The following is a 17,390-nucleotide window of genomic DNA, read 5'->3' on the forward strand; positions in this document are numbered from 1 at the left end:
ACCCACGGCCGCCCGCATATCGTATCGGCGTTCCTGCCGGAGGCTCACGCGGAAAGCTTGCGGCGCACCAGTTCGTTGACGGCTTTCCCCTCGGCGCGCCCCCCGACACGAGGCATGAGCGCCTTCATCACCTTCCCCATATCCCTGGCGGATTGAGCACCGACTTCAGCGACCACTTCGTCGATGAGCCGTTCCAGGGACTCCGGAGACAGCGCCTCGGGGAGAAAGGCTTGAAGCACCGCAATTTCCGCTTCCTCCACCCCCGCCAGGTCCGGCCGGTTCGCCTTCGAATACTGCTCCGCGGACTCCCGGCGCTGTTTGATCTGCGTGGAAATCAGCTGCTGTATTTCCATGTCGTTGGGAAGACGCCGGAGTTCCTTTTCCTTCACCTTGACGGCGGTCAACAGAAGCCGGACAGCATTCCGCTTGTTCTCGTCCTTTTCCCTTATGCCGTCTTTCAATGCCTGCTCGATATCCTGCAGGAGTGCCATCATTCACCTCTTCTCGGGTTCGGAGAAGGCGTTGCGCCCCCGCATTTTTCCCGCACCCTGGCCAGAGCATCCTTAAACCGCAGCGTTCCGCTGTAAATGGCCTTGCCCGTTATGACGCCGAGCAATCCGAGCGGAACCAGGGGCAGGAGGTCCTCTATGTCCTGGAGGGTGTGTACCCCACCCGATGCGATCACCGGAATGGAACAGGATTCCAGCAACCGCTTCGTCGCTTCGATGTTCACGCCGGACTGCATGCCGTCACGATGAATATCGGTATAAATGATCGCGGCCAAGTCAAGTTTTTCAAAACGCTTCGCCAGAGCGACGGCATCCGTTCCGGAAGTCTCCTTCCACCCCTCGATGGCCACCAGCCCGTCGCGCGCGTCGATACCGAGAGCGATCCGAGAACGATACAAACCGCAGGCCTGTTCCAGTATTTCGGGCTGCCGCAGGGCGGCGGTGCCGATGATCGCTCTTTCCACTCCCGAGTCCAGGTAATCCCGGATCGCCTCGAGATTGCGAATGCCCCCGCCGACCTGCACGGGAATGCTCACGGCCTTGACAATGGAAGCAACAACCTGACGATTCGCGGGCCTCCGCAGAAACGCGCCATCCAGGTCGACAACGTGCAGCCAGCCTGCCCCCTCCCCTTCCCATCGTTTTGCGACCGACACGGGGTCCTTACCGTACACGGTCACCCGGTCGGGGTCCCCCTGCATGAGGCGAACGCATACGCCATCCTTGATATCTATCGCTGGAAATATGATCATGCTTTAATCCGCTCCCCGGCGAACACACCGCCGCCCGACGATTCTCCCGGAGCAATCGAGGCCTGCCGCGCATTCATGCTTCATCCGCGGCGGAAATCACGCTCCTCGATCCTCCGCCCCGTCCGCACCGCCGCCTCCCTCCAGCACGTTCCTAAGGTAGGCGGGGGGTTTGAGCACCTTGCGGTCCCTGGTGACACATACGTGGATGGTGTAGCCGGTGGTGAGGACCTCCCCGTCCCTGGCGATTTCATATTCGAACCTCAGGCGTGCCGGCCCGGAGAAGGCGAAACGCGTCGCAATGGTAAGGACATCGTCGTAGAAGGCCGGCTTCCGGTAGTTGCAATGGGCCTCGACCACCGGAAGATAGACTCCCCTGCTTTCAACTTCCCTGTAGGTCAGACCGCGACTGCGAAACCACTCGGCACGTCCGACCTCAAACCACTTCAGATAGTTCCCGTAGTAGGCCTGCCCCATGGCATCGGTATCGCCATAGATGACCCGCACCCGGCTGCTCACTTGCATCAGCGCCATCCTGTTCCGCAACCTGCCGGGAACAACCCGGACACGGTCCTTTCACGGCCCCGCCCCGGAGATGCCCCCTTCCCCGCCATCATGCGGTCTTTTCAGGTTCCGATAAAAACCTTGAACAAATCCACTCCGTCCCCGACACGCCATCCCGATTCCCGCGCGGTTTTTTCACAGAAAGCGGGAGCATCGGAAGAACCCGCGTTCCCCCCGTTCAGATCCTCGACCAGCAGAAAAGGCACGGGGTCGGCCACATGGGTTTTCTTTTCGATGGGAGTCAGGTGATCCGTGACGATCAGCATGCGCACCGCCGCGAACTCGCGCAGGCCGTCCACCAGTGGGGCAACGACCTTTACGTCCAGGTCCTCGATGGCCCGTATCTTCTTCTCCAGGCTGCCTTCGTGGCCGGCTTCATCCGGCGCCTCCACGTGGATGAATACGAGCTGTCCGCGCCTCAGCGCCTCGATAGCCGCCTGCACCTTCCCCGCGTAGTTCGTGTCGAGGTAACCGGTTGCACCCGGCACCGCAATGGGCTCGAGCCCGGCGTAGACGCCGAGGCCCTTCAAGAGGTCCACCGCGGAGATCATCGCGCCGTTGAGGCCGAATCTTTCCTTCAAGGTGGGCATTGCGGGCGCCCTGCCCTGACCCCAGAGCCAGACCGAGTTGGCGGTGAGCTTGCCTTCCCGTTGGCGGTTGAGGTTCACCGGGTGCCCGGCCAGGATTTGCTCGGCCTTCCGGATGAAGGCCGTCAGCACCGGATCGGTGAGATAGACCGCGCCATAAGGGTCGCTCGGTTCGCCGGTGATGTCGTGGGGCGGTGTGGTCGGCAAGCCTTGCGGCCCCTCCGGCCAAACCAGCAAATGGCGGTAGCTCACCCCCGGATACAGCCTCAAAACACTGCCGGCCGTCGCCTCCTGGAGCGCCGAGATCAGCTCCCGGGATTCGGGCGTGGAGATGTGCCCCGCCGAGTAGTCGGCCATCCGCATGACCCCCGAGGCATCGCGCCGAAGGTTCACCAGGTTGCAACGAAAGGCCAGATCCCGCTCCTCCAGGCGAATCCCCATGGAAGCGGCCTCCAACGGGGCCCGTCCGGTATGATAGATCCGCGGATCATAACCGAGCAGGCTCATATTGGCGACATCGCTGCCCGGCTCCATGCAGTCCGGGATGGTCCTGGCCATCCCCAATCGACCACGGGAGCTGAGCCGGTCCAGGTGTGGGGTGGAAGCCGCCTCCAGCGGTGTTCTGCCGTTCAGCTCCGCAAGCGGGTAGTCGCCCATCCCGTCGCCCACCAGAATCACGTATTTCTTTTCCATTTGCATCTCGACGATGAAGACCGACGGTCGTCAGAAGAAATTGTTCGTTTCCTGGTTTTCGATCCGAATGATCTGAGTCGGAGCCGTCACGATATCGAGCTGGTCGATTTCGGCCAGTGCCGCCCTCACATTACTCTCCAGCGCTTCGTGAGTCAGCATCACGATGGGTACCGAAGAAGCCTTCCGACGACCCTTTTGGATCACCGCGGCGATGCTGATGTGGAATTTCCCCAGAATCCCCGAGACCTTCGACAGGACTCCGGGCTGATCGAGGGCGGAAAAACGGAAATAGTAACAGGTGGAGACATCGGCTATCGGCTTTATCGCGATTTCGGCCAATCGATCCGGCTGGAAAGCGAGCGCCGGGACTCGTCCCGGGGTGCTGCCGAGGATGTCGCGAGCCAGGTCGATCAGATCGCCGACCACGGCGCTTCCCGTCGGCATCATGCCCGCCCCCATGCCGTAGAGCATGATATTCCCCACCGCATTGCCCTGAACATGCACGGCGTTGTAAGCCCCCTTTACGCTGGCGAGCACATGATGACGCGGTATGAGCGTCGGATGCACCCGGGTTTCGATGCGTCCGTCCATGTGGCGCGCGATGGCGAGCAATTTCAGACTGTAGCCGAATTCCTCCCCGAATTGAATATCGTCAGGGTCGATGTGCGAGATGCCTTCCGTGTAAACCTCGTCGAAACGAATGGGAGTGCCGAAGGACAGGGCGCTCGCTATGGCCAGCTTGTGTGCCGTGTCGATTCCTTCCACGTCGAGCGCCGGGTTCGCTTCGGCGTACCCCATCTGCTGGGCCTCGCCCAGAGCGTCTTCGAAGGAAAGCCCCCCTTCCGCCATGCGGGTGAGGATATAGTTGGCCGTGCCGTTCAGGATACCGAAAATCGTCTGGATACGGTTTCCCGCGAGCCCTTCGCGCAAAGCCTTGATGAGCGGGATTCCTCCAGCCACGGAAGCCTCGAAGCCGATGGCGCGCCCCCGCTCGGCCGCAACCCGGAACAGTTCGTTGCCGGAATGCGCCAGCAGCGCCTTGTTCGCCGTAACCACGTGCTTGCCGGAATCGATCGCCCGGCGAATGACCTCCCGCGCCGCATCCAGCCCTCCGATCAATTCCACCACGATGTCGATGTCCGGGTCGTTGAGAATGTCGTCAATACGGTTGGTCAGCAGGTCCCGCGGCACCGACACGGGCCTCGGTCGGTCGATATCCAGATCGGCCACGCGCCGCAATTCGAGCGGCACTCCAAGGCGATTCCGTATGTCCGCCTCATTTTCGCGCAACACCTGGATGACCCCGCAACCCACCGTCCCCCAACCGATCAGTCCAACTCTGATAGAGCGCATCTCACCCTCGAATTTCGAAATGGCCAAAAAAACCGAGCGCCCCGGAACACGGAGGCGCCCGAAGACATGCGAGCCGGCCGGGGGCAGGGTCTCCGTCCCATTCGGGACGCCTCCCCGTCTCAATAATGAATCGCCGGCGCGGGTCTTTGGCTCGTGTGCGTGCAAATGGCCGACAGCGTCAAGCCGCCGCGCCGTCCTCCATCTTTGCCTACTTGTGGTTGAACGCCCGCCGCAATCCTCTTATCGCCTGCTTAGTCCGCATCTCGTTCTCGACCAGGGCGAACCGGACGTATTCATCGCCGTATTCTCCAAAACCCAAGCCGGGAGAGACGGCAACCTTGGCCTCCTCGATCAGGAGCTTGGAAAACTCCACCGAACCCATGGCTCTGAACCGTTCCGGAATTCGCGCCCAGACGAACATCGTTCCCTTGGGCTTCTCCAGAGGCCAACCGATGCGGTTCAGTCCGTCCACCAGCACGTCACGCCGGGACTGGTAGACCGATACAATGCGGTCCACGCAGTCCTGGTCGCTCTGCAACGCGATGGTCGCCGCGATCTGGATCGGCTGGAACACACCATAATCCAGGTAGCTCTTGATCCGGGTGAGCGCGGAAACCATCTCTTCGTTTCCCACGCAGAACCCGACCCGCCACCCCGCCATGCTGTAACTTTTCGACATGGAAAAAAATTCGACTCCGACGTCCTTGGCGCCCGGCACCTGCAGAAAACTGGGCGCTTCATACCCGTCAAAGGCAAGATCGGCATAAGCCAGGTCGTGAATCACCATCATGTGGTGTTCTTTTGCGAAGTCCACGATCTTCCGGAAGAAATCCAGGTCCACCACGGTCGTGGTCGGATTGTGAGGAAAGGAAATGATCAGCAGTTTCGGTCTGGGCCAGGTTTGCTTCGTGGCGGATTCGAGATCTTCCAGAAAATTCCGGTCAGGCCCGATGGGGATGGACCTGACGTCTCCTCCGGCAATGATCGCGGAATAGGGGTGAATGGGGTAAGTGGGATTGGGAGAGAAAACCACGTCACCGGGGCTGACCAGCACCAGCACCAGGTGAGAAAGCCCCTCCTTGGCGCCGATGGTGACCACTGCCTCCCGCTCCGGATCGATCTCTACATTGTAGCGGCGGCGGTACCATGTGGCGATGCCCTCGCGAAGCTTGGTGATTCCCCTGGAAGCTGAATAGCGGTGATTGTGCGCCTTGCGGACGGCTTCGACCAGCTTGTCGATGATGTGCTTGGGAGTGGGAAGGTCCGGGTTTCCCATTCCGAGGTCGATAATATCCTCACCGGCCCTTCGCCGTTCCATTTTCAAGGCATTGACCTGGGCAAAGACGTACGGCGGCAGCCGGTACATCCGACTGCGCTGTGCAATGTTGAAATTCATGGCTTCTCTTCCTCCATTTTAAACTTTAGAAATTTATACGAGAGGTTTTCCATTGTCAAAATCTTTCAGGCACCCCGATGTCGGGAATTGCGCACATGAACCGGCGGAAGCTCCGGACATGAGCCGGCAATGCCGCTTCCGGAATGCTCAAACGCGCCGCGATGGACGGAAACCCCTTGTATTCGGCGGGATCGTTCTGTTAAGGTACGGCCATTTCGGCCCGGACTGAATTCGGTAATTCTATAAACGTTGATCGGATAAGGCAAGCCAATGAAGCAGGTCATTTTAGGCACGGCGGGACACATCGATCACGGCAAAACCTCATTGATCAGAGCGCTTACCGGCATCGACACGGATCGCCTCAAGGAAGAGAAGCTCAGGGGCATCACCATCGAGCTCGGGTTTGCCCACATGGATCTCCCCGACGGAAACCGGCTCGGCATTGTCGACGTCCCGGGCCACGAGCGGTTTGTCAAGCACATGGTCGCCGGCGCGACCGGGATCGACCTGGTTGCGCTCGTTATTGCCGCCGATGAGGGGGTCATGCCCCAAACCCGGGAACATATGGAGATCTGCGAACTGCTTCGCGTCAAGCAGGGATTGGTCGTACTCACCAAGATCGACCTGGTGGACGATCCCGACTGGCTCGAGATGGTGCGTGAAGACGTCGCGGATTTTCTCAAGGGCACTTTCCTGGAAGGGGCGCCGATCCTTTCCGTCTCGGCGGCCACCGGAGAGGGGATCGGCGAGCTCAAGCAGGCACTGACCCGCCTTTATGAAGAAGTTGAACCCCGGAGCGTCGAAGGACCGTTCCGCCTGCCTGTGGACCGGGTGTTCACCATGCGCGGATTCGGGACCGTCATCACCGGCACGAGCATGTCGGGCCGGCTGCGCATCGGTGATCCGGTCATGATCTACCCCTCGGAGCTGAAATCGAAAGTGAGGGGGCTTCAGGTGCACAGCAAGGAAGTCCAGGAAGTCCTTCCCGGACAGCGAACCGCCATCAATCTGCAAGGCATGGAACGGGCGTTGATCCAGCGGGGGGATGTGGTGGCCACCCCGGGGGCCGTCGTGGCAACCCATATGGTCGACGTGCAAATGGAGCTCCTGGCCGCGGCGCCGCGCCCTCTCAAGCACAGGGCAAAGGTCCGGTTTCATACCGGCACCGCCGAACACATCGCCACCGTGGTTCTCCTCGACCGGGTGGAACTGCTCGCGGGAGAAGGAGCCTTCGCCCAGATCCGCCTGGATCAGCCCATTGCCGCATTGCGCGGAGACCGTTTCGTGGTCAGGTCCTACTCCCCTGTCCAGACCATCGGAGGGGGGAGCATCCTGAATCCGCTGCCCCGAAAACACAAGGGCCACGAAAAACGCGAAGCCGCCAAGGCCCTCGAGACCCTCTCCAATAGCAACGACGCCGAGATTCTTGTATGGCATATCCGGGCCGCCGGATGGGCCGGCCTGTCCCAGGACGAACTGCAGGTTCGCGCCAATGTGTCCCCCAAAACCACTGAAAAAGAGCTGCACCGGCTGATCAGCCAAAAGACCGTCACCCTGTTCGACAAGGACAACCGGCGCCTCATCGACCGGCAAGCCCTGGAAGAACTCCGCCAGGCCGTCCTGAGCACCCTTGCCGAGTACCACAAACGCTTTCCCCTGAAGACGGGCATGCCCAAGGAGGAGCTTTCGGCACAGCTCGGCAAGCCGGTTGAAGTCAAGCTGTATAATTTCGCCTTGAGGAGTCTCACCGATGAGGACCGCATCGCACAGGAAATGGAGTGGGTGCGTCTGAAGTCCCATAAGATCGATCTTTCCGGGGACGAGGATGTCATTCGGCGAAAGATCGAGCAGGTCTTTCGCGCCGCGGGCCTTCAACCGCCGTTCGTCAAAGAGATCGCCGCCGACCTGCCCGGCACTTCGCGGCAACACCAGGACGTGCTCGAATGGATGGTGTCCCAGGGGATCCTCGTCAAGGCAAAAGAGGACATCTATTTTCATGCCGCGGCCATGGCCGAGCTGCAAGCTCGACTGGTGGCGTTTCTCAAGGAGAACGGCGAGATTTCAACCCCTCAATTCAAGGAAATGACTCAGGCCAGCAGAAAATACACGATTCCGCTGCTCGAATACTTCGATTCGCAGAAGGTGACCATTCGCATCGGAGACATGCGCAGGCTGCGGGAAAGCAAGGCCGGCCAGTGACCGGAGCCGGCCGCACAGAGGAGAAATTGATGCTCAAGCACATCGTGTTCATCAAGTTCAAGAAGGACGCCACGGAAGCCGAAATCGCCGATATGGAGAAGGGCCTGCGCGCGCTCCCTTCCATCATCCCCGAAATCAAGGGATTCGAATTCGGGCGGGACGTGGTGCGCGCCGAGCGATCCTACGATTTCGCCCTGGTTGCGGCTTTCGCCGATCTCGACGCCATGAAACGCTACCAGGTTCACCCCAGTCACGTGGAAGTGGTGGGAAAAGTGAAAAAGGTCGCCGAAGGTCTGCTGGCCGTGGATTTCACCTACTAGGCGGTCAGGAGATTCGCCCCGCGCCCGCGACTCCGGGATCGTTTCTTTCCGGGCAATCACGGCACCGTCGTTCAGCCCGTTTGGGCAAAATGGGTGAGCAGGTCCGCCACGAGCTTCACCCCTACATCCAGGGCGCTTTCGTCAAAATCGAAGTGCGGCGAGTGGAGCCCGTGCGCAAACCCTTTGGCCGGATCGTGGCAGCCGAGACGTATCAATGCCCCGGGCCACCGCTGGAGAAAATAGGCAAAGTCTTCGGCCCCCATGGACGGGGGCTCCAGGAGAACGGATTCGGCGCCAAGTAGTCCCCGCGCCCTGTCCACGACATATTCGACCACGGACGGATGGTTCACCACGGGAGGATATCCCGAATCGATTTTCAGTTCGACGACCACGCCATGGGAAGATTCGAGCCCTCGCGCCGCCTCTTCCACGCGTCGCAACACCAGGTCCCGGACCTGGGATCGGAACGTCCGCAGGGTCCCCTCCATTCGCACTTCCTCGGGAATGATGTTGCGCGCCGTCCCCCCGTGAAAGCTGCCGATGGTGAGCACGGCACTGTCCAGAGGCGGCACGCTGCGGCTGACGATGCTTTGCAGTTGAGCGACGAAGTAGGACCCTGCGACGATCGGGTCCACGCACAGCTCGGGGTGCGCCCCGTGTCCTCCTTTTCCCACGATGCGAACGGAGATGCTGTCGGATGCCGCATTGCTCGTGGTTGCGGCAAGCGCGATCCTTCCGACGGGCAGCTCCGGATACATGTGCACCGCAAAAATCGCGTCGATCCGCTCCGGGTCGAACAGCCCGGTTTCGAGCATGGCCAGCGCGCCCCCGCGCCCGCCCTCCTCCGCGGGTTGAAAGATGAAAAGCACCTTCCCGCCGCCCCGTTCCGGCCAATCGTTCTCGAGCAGCAGCCGCAGGACGCCGAGCGCCACGGTCATGTGCCCGTCATGTCCGCAGGCGTGCATCATGCCGGGGTTGAGTGAGCCGTAGGGCACATCGCCGGCCTCATCCAACGGCAGAGCGTCCATGTCGGCGCGCAACGCCAGCGTTCCCCCCGGCCTCCGACATCCCAGGGCGGCAATCACCCCCGTGCCTCCAACCTCCCTGAGGTGTGGCACTCCAAGCGCGTCGAGAACCTCGCAGATCTTCGCGGCCGTCTTTTCCTCCCCGAATGCCGGTTCCGGATACCGGTGGAAGTGTCTTCTCAATTCCACGAGCCATTCATGCATGGGCGGCAGACCGCTGACGGGCATCTTCTCTCTCCGAACAAAAAAGCCCGCCTCCCCCGGCAAGGGAAAATCGGGCTTGATTTTTCCTCATAAGCCAACCCTGGCCCTGAAACCGAAAAAGGGCAGGATCGCAGGGCACCGCCCTCGATACCTGCCCTGGTTCGTCCAGTTTTAGGTCCCAGCGAGCCTACACGGGAATGTTGCCGTGCTTCTTCGGCGGCAGAGCCTGACGCTTCGAAGCCAGAATCTCAAAAGCCTCGATCAGGCGAGCGCGCGACTCGGACGGCATGATCACCGCGTCGATGTACCCTCTGGATGCCGCGATGTACGGATTGTAGAGGGCATTCCGGTAATTGTCGATCACTTCCTGCCGTTTGGCCACGGGATCCGCCGATTCGCTGATTTCTCTCCTGAAGATGACGTTTGCGGCGCCTTCAGCACCCATGACCGCGATTTCGGCGGTCGGCCAGGCAAACGCGAAATCGGCGCGCAGATCGCTGGAGCACATGGCCAGGTAGGATCCGCCGTAGTCTTTGCGGGTCGTCAGGGTGATCTTGGGCACGGTGGCTTCCGAGTAGCACCACAGAAGCTTGGCGCCGTGACGGATGATGCCGCCCCATTCCTGCACCTTCCCCGGGAGGTAGCCCGGCACGTCGGCGATGGTCAGCATCTGGATATTGAAGGCATCGCAGCACCGGATGAAGCGGGTCGCCTTGTCGGAGGAATCGCAGTCCAGGCAGCCGGCCAAAAACTTGGGCTGATTGGCGATGATGCCGAGGCTCCTGCCGTTCAGGCGGGCGTATCCCACCACCATGTTCGGGGCATAATGCTCATGCACCTCGAGAAATTCGCCGTCGTCGACGATAGACCGGATGACGTCTCTGATATCGTAGGCGCCCATCGGGTTTTCAGGAATGATGGTGTCCAGCTCGGGACAGAGCCTGGTGGGATTGTCCCCGGTGGCAACCATGGGCGGGTCTTCCATGTTGTTGTCGGGGAAATAGGCCAGCAGCTTCTTGATCTGCTCGATGCAGTCGGCATCGCTCTCACAGGCGAAGTGGGCGACACCGCTCTTGGAGTTGTGGGTCATGGCGCCGCCGAGCTCTTCCTGGGTGATGATTTCGCCCAGAACCGACTTGATGACGTCCGGACCGGTGATGAACATGAGGCCGGTCTTCTTCACCATGTAAATGAAATCGGTCATTGCGGGGGAGTACACCGCACCGCCGGCACAGGGGCCCATGATGGCGGAAACCTGGGGAATGACTCCCGATGCGATGGCATTGCGATAGAAGATCTGGCCGTAACCGGAAAGTGAATCCACACCTTCCTGGATGCGGGCGCCGCCGGAATCGTTGAAACCGACGAGCGGCTTGCCGGCTCTGAGCGCCAGGTCCATGACCTTCGTGATTTTCTTCGCGTGCATTTCGCCGAGGCTTCCGGCCCGCGCCGTGAAATCCTGCGCAAACGTGAACACCTGGCGTCCGTTGACCAGACCGTATCCCGTGATGACACCGTCAGCGGGAATGTCCACCTTATCAATCCCGAACAGGGTCCCTCTGTGTTTCACGAACATGTCGATTTCACGGAAGGTACCGGGATCAAAAAAGAGGTCTATCCTCTCACGAGCGGTCAGCTTGCCACGCTCATGTTGCTGGCCGACAGCCTTGGCGCCACCCATTTCCTTGATTTTCGCTTCCCGCTCACGCAGTTCCTTTAGCTTGTCTGCAACCCTTCCCATATCCGCTTCTCCTCCGTTTCACGATGAAAGAACCCCTGGTTAGCATCCACTTGACAAGTTGAAACATTCTAGCGGTTCAATAGAACATGTCAAGCGCTTTCCCCGCCAATTCGTCCAAAGATTCACATTATCCGCTCAGAAGTTTCCCGGAATTCGATCGAAGTCGACTTTAGCACAAGAATCGCCCCTGGTTCCACAGCTATTTGAGCAATCTTCAACGACAGCGACCTCCCGCCGAAAGCAAAAATCGCTACGGCAGACCCATTTCGGTGAGGCTTCAGAGATGGGGCGGATTTATGCATCTTATGAGTGCCACCGGCAAACCGCGACCCGGAAAAGTCCGAACCCCGGAACGTTGCCCTGTTCAAGCCTGGTGAAAAAAGTCACACCCCCACCTCCCGTTCCCCCCCTCATGGCGCGGAACCGTCTTGCATACGCGCGGGGCGCCGAGGCTTCGCCCCCGGGAACCAAGGCCGCCACCGCCCTCCCCCTTCCTGTTTCTACACAAGACCTTTCAAATCCATGCCGGTGGCATACGGCACGTGCCGTACCGCAAGCGCGCGGTCCCGGGCCTCCGTCCACATGCGTCGGCTCTGCAGACGCCGGTCGACGTCATCCCTGATGACGAAGTGGACCGCCGTTTCGAACGCCGTCATGAAATCAAGGCGGCATTCGGCGTCGCAAACGACGGTGTCGAACCCGTCCAGAATTCGTTCCCCCACGGTGATGACCACCGGTTCAAGCGGCGTGCCTCGCCCCGGATCGAGAATCCGGTGCGGAACGAAGCTGCGGTCGGAGAAGGTCCAGAGCATCTGGTCGATGTGTTGTGCGCCGAGCGTGGAGTCGGCGACCACCTGCACTTTCCGCCCGGCCTCGTAGAAGTGCTCGACGATGTTGCACAGGAGCTTTCTTTGCTCCGCGGCAACGGTTTCCACGAATAGAATTCGCGATTCAGCCATATGCCTCGACACGTCAAATGGACTGCCGTCGTGGGTTTTTTCCCGTGTTGCCCAAACCGGGCGAATGCGGCCGCGACCTGCCCGGCCGGTTCACCAACCGGTCCGTCGCGCGCCCGTTTGTTTCAAAACCCGAACGGGAATGCTCATCAGGCCCTTTTCACGCGGCGCAGATCTTGTACACCGGCTCCGCGGAATTCGGTCCGAAATGAAGGCTCATGTCCTGGAAAAAGTTTTTGGTAGGGCTCACCGTCAGCTTGTCGCTGACGGCGATCACCGCCTCTCCCGTGTCTGCAACCTGCAGATGCAGGAGGATCCTGCATCCGCCCGGATGGCTGATCAACAGGTGACGGAGCCGCGTCAGCCCGTCCCGGTCCAGGGCATCCGCCATCAGGCGGATGCGGACCTCTTCAACGGTCTGAACCTGGGCGTCCTCCAGAGAAAGAACATGATTCGCAATGATCTTGCTCCCTTTTTCATCGTGCTGAACCTTGCCGACGACCACCAGCGGTTCATCGGTCTGCAACAGGTCCCGCGACTGCATGAACGTCTCCGAGAAGGCCACCACTTCGAGCACGCCCTCCTTGTCCTCGATGGCAAGAAAGGCCATGCGATCCCCCTTCTTGGTGGTGAGTTCCTTCACGATGCTGATCATTCCGCACAGAATGACTTCGGCCCCCTCCTTCCTTTCCTTCACGGCCTGGGTGTCCGCGGTGCACAGCTGCGAGATCTGCGCCGCGTAGGAATCCAGGGGATGGCCTGAAATATAGAACCCGAGGGCCTCTTTCTCGAACTGAAGCGTCTGCCGCCCGTCCCATTCGGGCACCTCCGGCAGAGCGGACGCTCCCGCCTTTGTCCGGGGCTTGAGCAGGTCGAACATGTTGATCTGGCCCGACTGTCGATCCCTCTGGACCGCCTGGGCCTTGTCCAGAGCGTCGTCGAGCGCCGCCATGACTCCGGCCCTGCAGGAATGAATCGAATCGAAGGCGCCGCATTTCACCAACTGTTCGAGCACCCTGCGGTTCACTCGCTGCGTGTCCACGCGCAGGCAGAAGTCGTGGATCGACTTGAACGGGCCGCGTTCGACCCGCGTGTTCAATATCACCTCGATGGCCGCCTCTCCGACGTTCTTGACCGCCCCCAACCCGAAGCGAATCTTTCCGCCGACCACCGTGAAGTCCCTGCTGCTCGCATTCACGTCCGGCGGCAGAATGTCGATGCCCTTCTCCCGGCATTCACTGATGAGCCTCACGACCTGGTCCGAGCTGCTCAGAAAGCTGTTGAGCAGGGCGGCCATGAACTCGACGAGGTAATGCGTCTTCAGATAGGCGGTCTGGTAGGCCACCAGCGCGTATGCCGCGCTGTGGGACTTGTTGAACCCGTAGCCGGCGAATTTCTCCATGAGGTCGAAAATATGGTTGGCCTTGGCGAGGGGGATTCCGTTCTTCCTGGACCCCTCCACGAACCGGGCGCGCTGGTCGCGCATGGCCTCGGCATTCTTCTTGCCCATGGCGCGGCGCAGCACGTCCGCCTCGCCCAGAGTGTAGCTCGCCATCACGCTGGCGATCTTCATGACCTGTTCCTGGTAGAGAATAACCCCGTAGGTCGGCTCAAGGATGGGCCGCAGAATCTCCGGATCGTACGTGATCTCGATCTGGCCGTGCTTTCCCTGGATGTAAAGCTCCACCATCCCGCTTTCGAGCGGGCCCGGGCGGTAGAGGGCGACCAGAGCGACGATATCCGCGAAGTTCTCGGGTTTCAGGCGAGCCAGGATGTTCCTCATTCCCGAGCTTTCCAGCTGGAAAACGCCCGTGGTGTCGGCCCGGCTGAGCAAGGCGTACGTATCCCGGTCATCGAGCGGCAGCGCGAGCATGTCCAATTCCAGGCCGTGGGTTTCCCGGATGAGACGAACCGCGTCATCGATGACGGTGAGGTTCCTCAGCCCGAGGAAGTCGAACTTGATCAGGCCGGCCCTTTCCACGTACTTCATGGGGTACTGGGTCACGACCTCGCCGTCCTGACCGAGGTAGAGAGGCATGTACTCCACGATGGGCCTGTCCGCCATGACCACCCCGGCGGCGTGAGTGGAGGCGTGCCGGGTGAGTCCTTCAAGGGCGAAGGCGATTTCAAAAAGCTCCCTGATCTGCGGATCTTCCCGCTGTTGTTCGGCCAGGCGGGGCTCCGCCTGGAAGGCCTTTTCCAATGTCATTCCCAGCGACGACGGGATCAGCTTGGCGATGCGATCCACCTCGTTGTAAGGCATTGCCAGGGCGCGGCCCACGTCCCGGATCACGGCCCGGGCCTGCATGGTTCCGAAGGTGGTGATCTGGGCGACACGGTTCTTGCCGTACTTTTCCGAAACGTAATTGAACACTTCCTCCCGTCCGCGGATGCAGAAATCCACGTCGATATCCGGCATGCTGATGCGTTCCGGGTTGAGGAAGCGCTCGAAGATCAGCCCGTGTTCGATGGGGTCCAGGTCGGTGATGTTCATGGCGTAGGCGACCAGGCTTCCCGCCGCCGATCCGCGCCCCGGCCCGACGGGTATGCCGTGGCTCTTGGCGTAGTTGATGAAATCGCCGACAATCAAAAAGTAGGCGGCAAAGCCCATCTCCCGAATGACGGCCAACTCGCTGCGGAGCCGCTCTTCGTACTCCCCGCGGTCCTGCTCGGAGAACCCGGAGCGTCTCTTTTCGAGTTCCCGCAGTCGCCGCCGGAACCCCTCTAGCGCCGTTTTTTCAAACTTGTCTTCGACGCTCTCCCCTTCATCGAGCGGAAACACCGGAAAATGATAGTCCCCGAGCTTCAGCTCCAATCGACAGCGTTCGGCGATGGCCACCGAATTCTCCAGCGCTTCGGGAACATGGGCGAATTCCCGCGCCATCTCCTCCGGGGACTTGAAGTAGAGCTGATCCGTCTGGAACTTCATGCGTTTTTCATCGAGCACGGTCTTCCCGGTCTGGATGCAGAGCAGGATTTCGTGGGCGCGGGCATCGCTCTTGCGCAGATAGTGGCAGTCGTTGGTTGCGACCAGGGGCAGGCCGAGCTCTTTGCCCATGACGATCAGCCGTTCGTTGACCTTCGCCTGTTCGGGCATCCCGTTCGCCTGCAATTCCAGGTAGAAGTGATCCGGACCGAGGATGCCGGCATACTCGCGGGCGGCATCCCGCGCGGCGCTCTCCTGATTCCGCGACAGGAGCGTCGCCACCTCTCCCTTGAGGCAGCTGGAAAGCCCGATCAATCCCTCGTGGTGTTGAAGGAGAATCTCCTTGTCTATTCTGGGCTTGTAGTAGAAGCCCTCAAGGTAGCCGGCGCTCACCAGTTTCATCAGGTTCTGATAACCGGTCGCGTCCTTTGCGAGCAGCACCAGGTGGTAGTTTCTGTCCTCTTCGCCCGTCCCCGAACCTTCGGCTCTGCCGTGGCGATCGTGCCGGCTCCTCGGAGCGAGGTAGACCTCGCAACCGATGATCGGCCTGATCCCGGCCGCCTTGGCCTTTTCGTAGAACTCGAGTGCCCCGAACATGTTGCCGTGGTCCGTCATGGTCACCGCCGGCATCTCCATGCTCCGTGCCGTTTCAATCAAATCCGTAAGGCGTATGGCCCCATCGAGAAGACTGTATTGAGTGTGAACGTGAAGATGAACGAAGGCATTCATGCAGGCTGTTCCTTCCTCCCGGCAATAAAATAAAGGGACGGCGCGGCGCGTTCTTCCCGCCCCCCGGCGCGGCAGGCCGCCCTCGAATGCGAAAACGCGCCGTCTCTCGCACGGGCAGTCCCGGGCCAAAGGTTCCTTTTGCATCGGCGGGACGAGTCCGGAGGTGTCCCGAATCACCCGTTTATCGTACATCAAATCGAGGCGGTTTCCATCCGCAAATTGAACTGCCGCCCTACCCCCGCAAGGGGCATTCGGACGCGGAAAGGCGGCCGCCCCTACCCCCGGGCCGAAGCTCCAGGAATCCGTGAGGAGCTTTCCCTTCCGGTCAATATACTGTGGTTCCCCATGAGAAAATACAGGGTTCACCCCATTTCATATTCGCATCTTTTCCATAGACTCTACTCAACTGCCTGCCTACATTAACTCCACTGAAAGCCGGGTGAAGGAGGGCCCCGGCTTTCGGTTTGTCCGGGGGTATCCTTATCGACGCGACGCGCTTGCTGAGCGCCCGTCCGATGCAGAATCGGCTTGACTTCATGCTTTTACATCGGCTACTATTCCTCTGTTCTGGGCTCAGGCGGGTGTAGCTCAGTTGGTAGAGCACAAGCTTCCCAAGCTTGGGGTCGCGGGTTCGAATCCCGTCGCCCGCTCCAGGGTAAAGGCATCCCTTCTTGACAAAGAAGGCTTCCCTTTTTGAGGTGGCTGCAGTCCAATCCCGGTAGCAGGCTTACTTCGATCAGTGGATGACAAGACTTCCGGGTTCTCCGGCGATAAGCTGGAGAAACCTGTTCTGGCTAACATTAGATTATTGTCGCGTCTGCTAAGAGAAGTGGGTTTACCGGCCCGCTTTTTTTGTTTTTGGAAGGCGATGCAGGCATGAAAAAGAGTGATCCCGCGCCCGGTGGTGAGGAAAAGGTCGACCGTATCGTCAGGCAGGTATGGGACCTGACGGAACCCGTGATTCGGGCGGAAGGGATGGAGATCATCGAAATTGAATACCGACGGGAATCTCCCGGCTGGGTGTTGCGCGTGTTCGTGGACCAGGAAGGCGGAGTGTCCGTGGATGATTGCGCCAGAATCAGCCGCGTCGTGGGGGACCTCCTTGATGTGGCTGATATCATTCACTATCCTTACCATTTGGAAGTCTCCTCGCCGGGGCTGAACAGGCCATTGCGCAAGAGGGAACAATTTGCCAAGGTCGTCGGTAAGGTGATTGAAGTCAAAACTTTGGTTCCATTTGGGACGCGCCGCAATTTCAAGGGGATTCTCAAGGAAGTCGGCGTCGAACGGATCAGGATGGATTGCGACAACCAGTTGTTCGAAATCCCTTTCTCGAACATGGACCGCGCGCGCTTGCGCTATTTCGATTCTCAAGAGGATTAGGGATTTGCGGAATAAGCTGCCACAGAGATACGGCGTTTATGTCATGAGACCACGCG

The 17,390-nt window shown here is 60.2% G+C and carries 13 protein-coding genes and 1 tRNA gene; 4 read left to right on the forward strand and 10 right to left on the reverse strand.

Annotated elements, in window-relative coordinates; all coding sequences use genetic code 11:
• Positions 1–44: 44 nt before the first annotated feature.
• The 6 genes from SFUM_RS06330 to SFUM_RS06355 all read right to left on the reverse strand — a co-directional run bounded on the left by SFUM_RS06330 (position 45) and on the right by SFUM_RS06355 (position 5,851).
• Positions 45–494: a GatB/YqeY domain-containing protein gene (locus tag SFUM_RS06330; protein WP_011698077.1), complete on the reverse strand. Its 450-nt coding sequence runs from the start codon at positions 492–494 to the stop codon at positions 45–47.
• A complete protein-coding gene (gene hisA / locus SFUM_RS06335; RefSeq protein WP_011698078.1) occupies positions 491–1,261 on the reverse strand; it encodes a 1-(5-phosphoribosyl)-5-[(5-phosphoribosylamino)methylideneamino]imidazole-4-carboxamide isomerase in 771 nt (256 codons plus the stop codon). The genes SFUM_RS06330 and hisA overlap by 4 nt, the downstream gene beginning before the upstream one ends.
• A 96-nt stretch (positions 1,262–1,357) precedes the next feature.
• Entirely contained in the window at positions 1,358–1,783 is a 426-nt protein-coding gene (locus tag SFUM_RS06340; protein ID WP_041441878.1) for an acyl-CoA thioesterase, read from the reverse strand.
• A 101-nt stretch (positions 1,784–1,884) separates the two neighbouring features.
• Complete coding sequence (locus tag SFUM_RS06345; protein ID WP_011698080.1) at positions 1,885–3,108, reverse strand: cofactor-independent phosphoglycerate mutase; 1,224 nt, start codon at positions 3,106–3,108, stop codon at positions 1,885–1,887.
• 24 nt (positions 3,109–3,132) lie between these two features.
• On the reverse strand, positions 3,133–4,455 hold the full coding sequence (locus SFUM_RS06350) for a homoserine dehydrogenase (RefSeq protein WP_011698081.1): 1,323 nt from the start codon (positions 4,453–4,455) through the stop codon (positions 3,133–3,135).
• A gap of 208 nt (positions 4,456–4,663) precedes the next feature.
• Positions 4,664–5,851 carry an aminotransferase class I/II-fold pyridoxal phosphate-dependent enzyme gene (locus SFUM_RS06355; RefSeq protein ID WP_011698082.1) on the reverse strand — a complete coding sequence of 396 codons (1,188 nt, stop codon included), beginning with the start codon at positions 5,849–5,851 and terminating at the stop codon, positions 4,664–4,666.
• Positions 5,852–6,121: 270 nt separating this feature from the next.
• On the opposite strand from SFUM_RS06355, the gene selB reads away from it, so the two are divergent.
• Positions 6,122–8,050 carry a selenocysteine-specific translation elongation factor gene (selB, locus tag SFUM_RS06360; protein ID WP_011698083.1) on the forward strand — a complete coding sequence of 643 codons (1,929 nt, stop codon included), beginning with the start codon at positions 6,122–6,124 and terminating at the stop codon, positions 8,048–8,050.
• 29 nt (positions 8,051–8,079) lie between these two features.
• Positions 8,080–8,370, forward strand: coding sequence for a Dabb family protein (locus SFUM_RS06365; RefSeq protein ID WP_041440047.1), 291 nt, complete (start codon positions 8,080–8,082; stop codon positions 8,368–8,370).
• Positions 8,371–8,441: 71 nt separating this feature from the next.
• Here the strand turns inward: SFUM_RS06365 and SFUM_RS06370 are convergent, their stop codons facing one another.
• The 4 genes from SFUM_RS06370 to dnaE all read right to left on the reverse strand — a co-directional run bounded on the left by SFUM_RS06370 (position 8,442) and on the right by dnaE (position 15,951).
• Positions 8,442–9,623 carry a M20 metallopeptidase family protein gene (locus SFUM_RS06370; protein WP_011698085.1) on the reverse strand — a complete coding sequence of 394 codons (1,182 nt, stop codon included), beginning with the start codon at positions 9,621–9,623 and terminating at the stop codon, positions 8,442–8,444.
• A gap of 163 nt (positions 9,624–9,786) precedes the next feature.
• Complete coding sequence (locus SFUM_RS06375) at positions 9,787–11,340, reverse strand: acyl-CoA carboxylase subunit beta (RefSeq protein ID WP_011698086.1); 1,554 nt, start codon at positions 11,338–11,340, stop codon at positions 9,787–9,789.
• A gap of 500 nt (positions 11,341–11,840) precedes the next feature.
• Positions 11,841–12,299 carry a DNA polymerase III subunit chi gene (locus tag SFUM_RS21500; RefSeq protein ID WP_011698087.1) on the reverse strand — a complete coding sequence of 153 codons (459 nt, stop codon included), beginning with the start codon at positions 12,297–12,299 and terminating at the stop codon, positions 11,841–11,843.
• A 157-nt stretch (positions 12,300–12,456) separates the two neighbouring features.
• Positions 12,457–15,951 carry a DNA polymerase III subunit alpha gene (gene dnaE, locus SFUM_RS06385; protein WP_011698088.1) on the reverse strand — a complete coding sequence of 1,165 codons (3,495 nt, stop codon included), beginning with the start codon at positions 15,949–15,951 and terminating at the stop codon, positions 12,457–12,459.
• A 577-nt stretch (positions 15,952–16,528) separates the two neighbouring features.
• Here dnaE and SFUM_RS06390 point away from each other — a divergent pair.
• Positions 16,529–16,604, forward strand: a tRNA-Gly gene (locus tag SFUM_RS06390).
• Positions 16,605–16,827: 223 nt separating this feature from the next.
• Positions 16,828–17,334, forward strand: coding sequence for a ribosome maturation factor RimP (gene rimP / locus SFUM_RS06395; protein ID WP_011698089.1), 507 nt, complete (start codon positions 16,828–16,830; stop codon positions 17,332–17,334).
• Positions 17,335–17,390 lie beyond the last annotated feature (56 nt).

The sequence above is a fragment of the Syntrophobacter fumaroxidans MPOB genome (genome assembly GCF_000014965.1).
GTDB classification, from domain to species: Bacteria; Desulfobacterota; Syntrophobacteria; order Syntrophobacterales; family Syntrophobacteraceae; genus Syntrophobacter; species Syntrophobacter fumaroxidans.

Excerpts from the sequence above, each read along its gene's own strand:
- SFUM_RS06370 (WP_011698085.1), bottom strand. The coding sequence starts at position 9,623 with ATGCCCGTCAGCGGTCTGCCGCCCATGCATGAATGGCTCGTGGAATTG.
- SFUM_RS06350 (WP_011698081.1), bottom strand. The coding sequence starts at position 4,455 with ATGCGCTCTATCAGAGTTGGACTGATCGGTTGGGGGACGGTGGGTTGC.
- SFUM_RS06375 (WP_011698086.1), bottom strand. The coding sequence starts at position 11,340 with ATGGGAAGGGTTGCAGACAAGCTAAAGGAACTGCGTGAGCGGGAAGCG.
- SFUM_RS06355 (WP_011698082.1), bottom strand. The coding sequence starts at position 5,851 with ATGAATTTCAACATTGCACAGCGCAGTCGGATGTACCGGCTGCCGCCG.
- SFUM_RS06345 (WP_011698080.1), bottom strand. The coding sequence starts at position 3,108 with ATGCAAATGGAAAAGAAATACGTGATTCTGGTGGGCGACGGGATGGGC.
- SFUM_RS06330 (WP_011698077.1), bottom strand. The coding sequence starts at position 494 with ATGATGGCACTCCTGCAGGATATCGAGCAGGCATTGAAAGACGGCATA.
- rimP (WP_011698089.1), top strand. The coding sequence starts at position 16,828 with ATGAAAAAGAGTGATCCCGCGCCCGGTGGTGAGGAAAAGGTCGACCGT.
- SFUM_RS06365 (WP_041440047.1), top strand. The coding sequence starts at position 8,080 with ATGCTCAAGCACATCGTGTTCATCAAGTTCAAGAAGGACGCCACGGAA.
- SFUM_RS21500 (WP_011698087.1), bottom strand. The coding sequence starts at position 12,299 with ATGGCTGAATCGCGAATTCTATTCGTGGAAACCGTTGCCGCGGAGCAA.
- dnaE (WP_011698088.1), bottom strand. The coding sequence starts at position 15,951 with ATGAATGCCTTCGTTCATCTTCACGTTCACACTCAATACAGTCTTCTC.
- selB (WP_011698083.1), top strand. The coding sequence starts at position 6,122 with ATGAAGCAGGTCATTTTAGGCACGGCGGGACACATCGATCACGGCAAA.
- hisA (WP_011698078.1), bottom strand. The coding sequence starts at position 1,261 with ATGATCATATTTCCAGCGATAGATATCAAGGATGGCGTATGCGTTCGC.
- SFUM_RS06340 (WP_041441878.1), bottom strand. The coding sequence starts at position 1,783 with ATGCAAGTGAGCAGCCGGGTGCGGGTCATCTATGGCGATACCGATGCC.